Annotated in this window: 7 protein-coding genes; 3 read left to right on the plus strand and 4 right to left on the minus strand. The window is 59.9% G+C overall.

The features are described from left to right. The first annotated feature begins 41 nt into the window (after window positions 1–41). From ACIONG_RS27290 to ACIONG_RS27300, 3 genes are all read left to right on the plus strand, one after another. The gene (locus tag ACIONG_RS27290) at window positions 42–1811 is read left to right on the plus strand and encodes a flavin monoamine oxidase family protein (RefSeq protein ID WP_401303819.1); all 1770 of its coding nucleotides are present in this window, start codon (window positions 42–44) and stop codon (window positions 1809–1811) included. Between the two features lie 610 nt (window positions 1812–2421). Next, window positions 2422–2973: a cytochrome b gene (locus tag ACIONG_RS27295; protein ID WP_213026828.1), complete on the plus strand. Its 552-nt coding sequence runs from the start codon at window positions 2422–2424 to the stop codon at window positions 2971–2973. 31 nt (window positions 2974–3004) lie between these two features. Beyond that, on the plus strand, window positions 3005–3583 hold the full coding sequence (locus ACIONG_RS27300; RefSeq protein WP_103304279.1) for a YceI family protein: 579 nt from the start codon (window positions 3005–3007) through the stop codon (window positions 3581–3583). A gap of 261 nt (window positions 3584–3844) precedes the next feature. On the opposite strand, the gene ACIONG_RS27305 is transcribed toward ACIONG_RS27300, so the two are convergent. From ACIONG_RS27305 to ACIONG_RS27320, 4 genes are all read right to left on the minus strand, one after another. Next, window positions 3845–5728, minus strand: coding sequence for a DEAD/DEAH box helicase (locus ACIONG_RS27305; RefSeq protein ID WP_103304278.1), 1884 nt, complete (start codon window positions 5726–5728; stop codon window positions 3845–3847). A 221-nt stretch (window positions 5729–5949) separates the two neighbouring features. Next, window positions 5950–6762, minus strand: coding sequence for an ABC transporter substrate-binding protein (locus tag ACIONG_RS27310; protein ID WP_213026826.1), 813 nt, complete (start codon window positions 6760–6762; stop codon window positions 5950–5952). A 147-nt stretch (window positions 6763–6909) separates the two neighbouring features. Then, a complete protein-coding gene (metF, locus tag ACIONG_RS27315; RefSeq protein ID WP_003229047.1) occupies window positions 6910–7755 on the minus strand; it encodes a methylenetetrahydrofolate reductase [NAD(P)H] in 846 nt (281 codons plus the stop codon). A 191-nt stretch (window positions 7756–7946) separates the two neighbouring features. After that, window positions 7947–8365 (minus strand): adenosylhomocysteinase (locus ACIONG_RS27320; RefSeq protein ID WP_401303825.1); only part of this gene is annotated, 419 nt, incomplete at its 5' end.

Below are 8365 nucleotides of genomic sequence, written 5' to 3' on the forward strand. Positions count from 1 at the left end.
CAACACTGCGTTTTCCTACGTGTTGTTCCGGAGTTCGCGGAATGTCTGTCGGTTGGCTGCGCGCCTGTGCGCTGGTGATGTTGGGGCTGTTCAGCGTTACGGCGCTGGCCAAGGATAAAACCGCAATCGTGATCGGCGGCGGCCTGTCGGGCCTGACCGCCGCTTACGAACTGCAAAACAAAGGCTGGCAGGTCACGCTGCTGGAAGCCAAGCCAAGTCTGGGCGGTCGCTCGGGCATGGCCACCAGCGAGTGGATCGGCAACGACAAGACCCAGCCGGTGCTGAACAAGTACGTTTCGACTTTCAAGCTGGGCACCACGCCAGCGCCGGAATTCGTGCGGACGCCGGGTTATCTGATCGACGGCGAGTATTTCTCTGCTGCTGATCTGGCGACCAAGCAACCGGCCACCGCCGATGCCTTGAAGCGCTATCAGAAAACCCTCGACGATCTGGCGCGTTCGATTGATGACCCGCAAAACCCGGCGGCGACCAACACGCTGCACGCACTGGATCAGATCAACGTGTCGAGCTGGCTCGACAAGCAGAACCTGCCGGCCACGGCGCGTCAGTTGATCAACCAGGATATCCGCACTCATTACGACGAGCCTTCGCGCCTGTCGCTGCTGTATTTCGCTCAGCAGAACCGCGTCTATCGTGGCATCTCTGACCGTGACCTGCGCGCTTCGCGTCTGGTCGGCGGCAGCCAGGTGCTGGCGCAGGCGTTCGTCAAACAGATCAAGACCATCAAGACCAACTCGCCGGTCTCGGCCATCACTCAGGACAAGGACGGCGTGACCGTCAAAGTCGGCAGTGTTGGCTACCAGGCCGACTACGTGGTGCTTGCCGTGCCACTGCGCGCGCTGAACAAGATTGCGCTGACCCCGGCGCTGGACGCTCAGCATCTGGCCGCGATCAAGGGCACCAACTACGGCTGGCGCGACCAGATCATGCTGAAGTTCAAGACGCCAGTGTGGGAAAGCAAGGCGCGCATGTCCGGCGAGATTTACAGCAACGCCGGTCTGGGCATGCTCTGGATCGAGCCAGCGTTGAAGGGCGGCGCCAACGTGGTGATCAACCTCTCTGGCGACAACGCCCGTGTGATGCAGGCGTTTGGCGACAAGCAGATGGTCGATCAGGTGCTGATCCGTCTGCACGCGTTTTATCCACAGGCCCGTGGCTCGTTCACCGGTTATGAAATCCGTCGCTACAGCACCGACCCGTCGATGGGCGGCGCCTACCTGGCTTACGGCCCGGGCCAGATCAGCAAGTTCTGGCGTATCTGGGAACGTCCGCTGCAACGCGTAGCGTTCGCCGGCGAACACACCGACACCTTGTACCCGGGCACACTGGAAGGCGCGCTGCGCACCGGCCAGCGTGCGGCCAGTCAGGTTGAAGATCTGGCGGCAGGCAAATCGTTTGAACCGGTGAAAGTGGCGCCGGCCGCAGCAGCGGCAGGCGCGGCGGGTGCCGTGGCAGCGAAGAAGGGCAACTTCTTCAGCAATCTGTTTGGTGGTTCGGATGACGAGAAGAAGCCTGAGCCTGTGAAAGCGCCAGAGCCGGCTCCAGCTCCGGTCGCTCCAGCGCCTGCGCCGACCCCGGCACCTGCGCCAGCTCCGGTGGAGGCACCGAAGCCTGCCGCTCCGGTGAAAGCCGAGCCTGCGAAGAAAGCGGCGGCCAAGCCAGCGGCGAAGAAGCCTGCGGCTAAAACCGAAGTGAAAAAGCCTGCGGCGAAACCGGCAGCGAAGAAGGCTGAACCGGCGAAGAAGCCAGCAGCCAAGCCTGCTGCAGCGACTGAGACCAAGGCGCAGTAATCCTTTGCTCCCATAAAAACGCGGCCTTCGGGTCGCGTTTTTTTTGCCCTGCATTTTTGTCCTTCGCCATCCGGTCATGAGGCCTACTTGTGTACCGGAGCCTTCCCACAAAGTACTCAGAGTGAGGTGATAGCGGGTGCCCCAGCGCCAATTCTATGCTGGGAAAAATAGGAGGCATTCGATGAAAACGTTCACGCTCATGCTTTTGCTGATTGCACTTCCCGGTTGCTCCAACGGGCATTTCTTTCCTGGCGGTTATAGTTCTGAGCTCGCGCATAAATGTCAGATAGATCCCTACAGCGCCGATTGTCTGCAACCGCCGGCGGTACTTCATAACTAATCAGCCATGAATAGGGGCCGGTTACTTGAAGAACGCTTTCCCGTTCGGCAGTTTCCCTCAGCCACTTTGCTTGGGCTTGTGCAGGCACCCGAGAATTCAGCAACGATCATTTGTCCAGACGCACCACGCCGAAATCACCTTTAATCCTTCCTTAATTCACTACTTTCAGACTCTTGATCGTATTTCTCGATATTTCAAAGCGAAATTTTCCGCTTTAATTCGATAGATAACTCGCTAGTCTTGGTTCGCAGTTCTCACAGGATTTGGGCAATGCAGCTACGTAACTCTTCTTCGCGCTATGGTTGGGTCAGCATCTTCATGCACTGGGGCGTGGCGCTGGTGGTCTTCGGGCTGTTCGCGTTGGGTCTGTGGATGGTCGGGCTGGATTACTACAGTACCTGGCGCAAAGACGCGCCGGATCTGCACAAGAGCATCGGTCTGGTGCTGCTCGGTGTGATGGTCTTGCGGGTGGTGTGGCGCTTTATCAGCCCACCGCCGCCGACGCTGCAAAGCTACAGCCGCATGACCCGCATCGGCGCCAAGTTCGGCCACGGGTTTCTGTATCTGGCGCTGTTCGCTGTGATGATTGCCGGTTACCTGATTTCCACCGCAGACGGTGTCGGGATTCCGGTGTTTGGCCTGTTTGAAGTTCCTGCACTGGTCTCCGGGCTACCGGATCAGGCAGATACCGCTGGGGTGATTCATCTGTGGCTGGCGTGGGCGCTGGTAATTTTTTCCGGTCTCCATGCGTTGGCAGCATTGAAGCACCACTTTATCGATCGTGATGCGACCCTGACGCGAATGCTCGGTCGCAAAGCCTGAAGTTCAACCTCGACTCAAAGGAAAAGAAAGCATGTTGAAAAAGACTCTGGCCGCTCTGGCAATCGGTTCTGCACTGCTCTCGGCTGGTCAGGCCATGGCTGCGGATTACAAAATCGACAAGGAAGGCCAGCACGCCTTCGTTGACTGGAAAATCAGCCACCTGGGTTACAGCTTCATTCACGGTACGTTCAAAGACTTCGACGGTACTTTCTCGTGGGATTCGGCCAAGCCTGAAGCCAGCAAGATTGCCGTTGACGTGAAAACCGCCAGCCTGTGGTCGAACCATGCCGAGCGTGACAAGCACATCGCCAGCAAAGACTTCCTCGACGTGGGCAAATTCGCTGACGCCAAGTTCGTTTCCACCGCCGTCAAGTCGACCGGTGACAAGACCGCTGACGTGACCGGTGACCTGACCCTGCACGGTGTGACCAAGCCTGTGACCTTCAAGGCCACGTTCAACGGCGAAGGCAAGGATCCATGGGGCGGCGAACGTGCTGGCTTTAACGCCAAGACCACGCTTAACCTGAACGATTTCGGGATCAAGGGCCCAGGTCCTTCCTCGCAAACCGCGGACCTGGACATCTCGCTGGAAGGTGTGAAAGTTAAATAACTTTCCCCGGCCACATAAAAACGCCCCCGATCGAAAGACCGGGGGCGTTTTTTATTGCCTGCGACACATACACACATCCCCTGTGGGAGCGAGCCTGCTCGCGAAGGCGGCGGGTCAGTCAGCAATGATGTTGGCTGAATGAGCGCTTTCGCGAGCAGGCTCGCTCCCACAGGGGAGATGCGGTGATTCAGGGGTATTTGTGGCGCCATAAAAAATGCCCCGACTCTTTCGAGGCGGGGCATTTTTCAAAGCGGCGTCAACTCAGCGATTGCGGGTCAGCAAGGCTGGTTTTTCGCCACGCGGACGACTTGGCAGTTGATCGAGCTGCTCAGGTGTCGGGAAGCGATCAGCCTTCGACTCCTTGTGCATGATCTTCGGGCCGGTGCTGCGCGGGTTCTGCACTGCCGGTTCGCTGCGTGGCTGATCGTCACGGGCCGGACGGCGGTTGCGCGAGGACGAGGCGGAGTCGTCGCGACGACCCGACTGACCGTCACGCGGCGCACCATTGCGTGGGCCGCTGCGTTTGCCCGGCGGGGTGCCGGTGCTCGAACCGTTGCTGTTGCGCGGACCGTTCTGGCGACCTTGCGGCTGACCGCCGCGTGGTGCGCCGGCACCAGCGCCTGCGCCTTGAGCCGGTGCGCCTGGACGACGGCCACGGCCGCCGGCAGGGGCAGGCTTGGGCACGTAGTCAACGCGGTTGCCGAAGTTATCGATATCGTCGTCGAGGAACTCGTCCGGTGCACGATCAGCTGCTGCGCGTGGCGGTTGGCTCGGACGCTGTTCGCGGGCCGGAGTACCTTCGCGTGGCTTCTGCTGACGGGCAGGGCGTTCGCCGCGTTCGCCGGCAGGTTTCTCTTTGCCCTTGTCCTTGCCTTTGTCTTTACGACCGCCGCCACCGCCGCCGCCATTCGGGCCGTCGCCGCGAGGGCCACGGGAATTGCGTGGGTTGCGCACGTCCGGACGTTCGCGCACTTCAGGCTTCTCGGCCTCGATGGTGCTGGAGTCGAAGCCCATCAGATCACCGTCGGCAATCTTCTGTTTGGTCATGCGTTCGATGCTTTTCAGCAGTTTCTCTTCGTCCGGTGCGACCAGCGAAATCGCCTCGCCCGAACGACCGGCGCGGCCAGTACGGCCGATACGGTGTACGTAATCTTCATCGACGTTTGGCAGCTCGAAGTTGACCACGTGTGGCAACTGATCGATGTCCAGACCGCGAGCAGCGATGTCGGTGGCGACCAGAATGCGCACTTCGCCAGCCTTGAAGTCGGCCAGGGCTTTGGTGCGAGCGTTCTGGCTCTTGTTACCGTGGATCGCCACAGCCGGCAGGCCGTGTTTGTCCAGGTACTCGGCCAGGCGGTTGGCGCCGTGCTTGGTGCGGGTGAACACCAGCACCTGTTCCCAGGCGCCTGCGGTGATCAGGTGCGCCAGCAGCGCACGCTTGTGGCTGGCCGGCAGACGGAATACGCGCTGTTCGATGCGCTCGACCGTGGTGTTCGGCGGCGTCACTTCGATGCGTTCCGGGTTATGCAGCAGCTTGCCGGCAAGATCGGTGATGTCTTTGGAGAACGTTGCCGAGAACAGCAGGTTCTGACGCTTGGCCGGCAGACGTGCGAGGACTTTCTTCACGTCGTGGACGAAGCCCATGTCGAGCATGCGGTCAGCTTCGTCGAGGACGAGGATTTCAACGTGGGACAGGTCAACGCTGCCTTGGCCGCAGAGGTCGAGCAAACGACCCGGGCAGGCGACGAGAACGTCGACGCCACGGGACATGGCCTGAACCTGTGGGTTCATGCCGACGCCGCCGAAGATGCAGGCGCTGACGAATTTCAGGTCACGGGCGTAGATCTTGAAGCTCTCGTGTACCTGGGCCGCGAGTTCGCGGGTCGGGGTCAGGACCAGGACGCGCGGTTGGCGCGGGCCGTGACGCTGGGATTTGTCCGGGTGACCGTTGGGGAACAACCGCTCCAGGATCGGAAGGGCGAAGCCGCCGGTTTTACCGGTACCTGTCTGAGCCGCAACCATCAGGTCGCGACCTTGCAACACGGCGGGAATAGCCCGCTGTTGCACCGGAGTAGGCTCGGTATAGCCCGCATCTTCGATGGCGCGGACTAAAGCCTCGGAGAGACCGAGGGAAGCAAAGGACATGAGTAATCCTGTTTTAGTTAGGGCTTGGCCCAATGGGAGTCTTGCCTGGCGCGAATCACGTTTAAGAGGACGCAATCCCGTCCGGTCCTGCTGCGGTTCCGAAGGCACGTCAGGAGCGCTCGCGCGGGCTGAAAGCTGCGCTGTAGCGGGTCGAGAGGCCTGTTACGGTTCCGGGCGTCCGGGCGTGAGCCTGGCGGGAACGCCGGAGTATAACAGAGCATTCATTGCGCGCTGCTTTCCTGCTGCTCAACGGTTTTACTGTTGGCCGAGGCATTGCCCAGCGGTGCGGCAACGTTGGGCGCCGCGCCATAGCGTGCGCTCAGCTCGGCGTACGCTGGTTCGCGCTTGAATCGCTTGAGCTCGGCACCGAAACGCTGCACCAGCAAATCCATCCCGGCATTGCGCCGAACCGCAAGAAACTGGCTCTGACGGCTAATGACTGTGGGGTTTTCGCTGATCTGATCGCGAATATTCAACTGATCGAGCAAATGCTGGCCGACGCGGCGGTCGGTGATCAGCAGGTCAATGCGTCCACGCAGCAGTTTGCCGAAATTGGCTTCGTGGGTCGGTGCCGGTTCGCGGGTAAACAGTGTCGATTCGCTGAAGTCGGGGCTGTACAGATAACCCGGTGAGGTGCCGATGGTCAGGCCTTTGAGTTCTTCGAGGTTGCTGAAGGGGTGCGGTCGATCGTTGGCGTAGAACATCACGAACTCGACATCCGACAGCGGTTCGCTGGGGTAGAGCAGGGTGGCATCGCGCTCGTCACTGTGGAAAATGTCCAGTGCGCCGTCGGCCTGACCGGTTTCCAGCATCGACAGGCAGCGTTTCCATGGCAGGAATTGCCATTCGACTTCAATGCCCAGGCGCTTGAACACGATGGCGGTGGTTTCGTAGTCGAGCCCGAGGTTTTTGCCGTTCTCCTCGTAGACATAAGGCGCCCACGGTTCGGTGACAATGCGCAGCTTCTCGCCTCGAGCGGCGAAGCTCAGGCAAGCAAAAACCAGCACGGTGAATAACTGCGCGATCAAAGGCATGGCTTGAGATTACGACGAGAAACGTGAAAGAGCCAGAAAGTGGCCGCACAAGCTCTAATTCGCGGATTCAAACGCAAAAAATCGCAGCAACGACAACCCTTGGAGGAGCTGCCGAAGGCTGCGATCTCTTGATCCTGCTTCTAACGCTTAACGCGGTAACTTCAGGTTATTCCAGATCGCCAGGCTAGGCTCAGCCTGGTTCATGGAATAGAAATGCAGTCCCGGCGCGCCACCTTGCAGCAGGCGCTCGCACATCTCGCTGACAACTTGCTCACCAAAGCGCTGAATGCTTTGGCTGTCATCGCCGTAGGCTTCCAGTTGCTTGCGGATCCAGCGCGGAATTTCCGCACCGCAGGCATCGGAGAAGCGCGCGAGTTTGCTGTAGTTGGTGATCGGCATGATTCCCGGTACTACCGGAATATCCACACCCAGCGCCTGCAAACGGTCGACGAAGTAGAAGTAGCTGTCGGCGTTGAAGAAGTACTGGGTGATCGCGCTGTCGGCGCCAGCGCGGGCCTTGCGCACGAAGTTGGCGAGATCGTCTTCGTAATTGCGCGCTTGCGGATGCATCTCCGGGTAAGCGGCGACTTCGATGTGGAAGTGATCGCCGGTTTCTTCACGAATGAATTCAACCAGTTCATTGGCGTGACGCAGCTCACCGCTGGTCATGCCCATGCCGGACGGCAGGTCGCCACGCAGGGCAACGATGCGCTTGATGCCGGCAGCCTTGTACTCGTTCAGCAGGCCGCGCAGGTCGTCCTTGCTGTCGCCGACGCACGACAGGTGCGGTGCGGCCGGTACTTTGACTTCGCTTTCCAGTTGCAGAACGGTGTTGAGGGTGCGATCACGGGTCGAACCACCAGCGCCATAGGTGCAGGAGAAGAAATCGGGATTGTACGTTGCCAACTGACGGGCAACGTTGAGCAGCTTTTCATGCCCAGCATCGGTCTTGGTCGGGAAGAACTCGAAGCTGTAGCGACGGTCTTGGGACATGGAGGGAGCCTCCAGCTACAAGCTGCAAGCTTCAAGCTGCAAGAGCAGCGGAGGTGCGCCGGTCTCTTGTGCCTGAAGCTTGCGGCCTGACACTGTTTTGAAATAGGGGCGGAGCCTCAGGCTTCGCACGGCAAGTTCGGCTTTTGACCTCGCTTGCCGCTTGAAGCTAGACGCTCGCAGCTGCTCTTGTCTTAGTAGCGGTAAGCGTGCGGCTTGAACGGGCCTTCGACGGTGACGCCGATGTAGTCAGCCTGTTGCTTGGTCAGTTGAGTGACCACGCCGCCGAAGCCGCGAACCATTTCCAGGGCCACTTCTTCGTCGAGTTTCTTCGGCAGTACTTCAACGGTCAGACGCTCGGCTTTCTGGGCTGGCGACAGGTCGGCGTACTTCTGGCCGAACAGGAAGATCTGCGCCAGAACCTGGTTGGCGAACGAACCGTCCATGATGCGGCTCGGGTGACCAGTTGCGTTGCCCAGGTTCACCAGACGGCCTTCGGCCAGCAGGATCAGGTAGTCGTCGTTCTGCGCATCGAAAGCGCCCGGGCCGGTACGGTGGATCTTGTGTACCTGTGGCTTCACTTCTTCCCATGCCCAGTTCTTGCGCATGAAAG

Origin of the sequence: Pseudomonas sp. NPDC087817, from assembly GCF_044742875.1 — a bacterium.
Lineage (GTDB): Bacteria > Pseudomonadota > Gammaproteobacteria > Pseudomonadales > Pseudomonadaceae > Aquipseudomonas.

What these genes read in the sequence shown, in the direction of transcription:
- ACIONG_RS27290 (WP_401303819.1), top strand. Translation starts at nt 42, where the DNA reads ATGTCTGTCGGTTGGCTGCGCGCCTGTGCGCTGGTGATGTTGGGGCTG.
- ACIONG_RS27295 (WP_213026828.1), top strand. Translation starts at nt 2,422, where the DNA reads ATGCAGCTACGTAACTCTTCTTCGCGCTATGGTTGGGTCAGCATCTTC.
- ACIONG_RS27300 (WP_103304279.1), top strand. Translation starts at nt 3,005, where the DNA reads ATGTTGAAAAAGACTCTGGCCGCTCTGGCAATCGGTTCTGCACTGCTC.
- ACIONG_RS27305 (WP_103304278.1), bottom strand. Translation starts at nt 5,728, where the DNA reads ATGTCCTTTGCTTCCCTCGGTCTCTCCGAGGCTTTAGTCCGCGCCATC.
- ACIONG_RS27310 (WP_213026826.1), bottom strand. Translation starts at nt 6,762, where the DNA reads ATGCCTTTGATCGCGCAGTTATTCACCGTGCTGGTTTTTGCTTGCCTG.
- metF (WP_003229047.1), bottom strand. Translation starts at nt 7,755, where the DNA reads ATGTCCCAAGACCGTCGCTACAGCTTCGAGTTCTTCCCGACCAAGACC.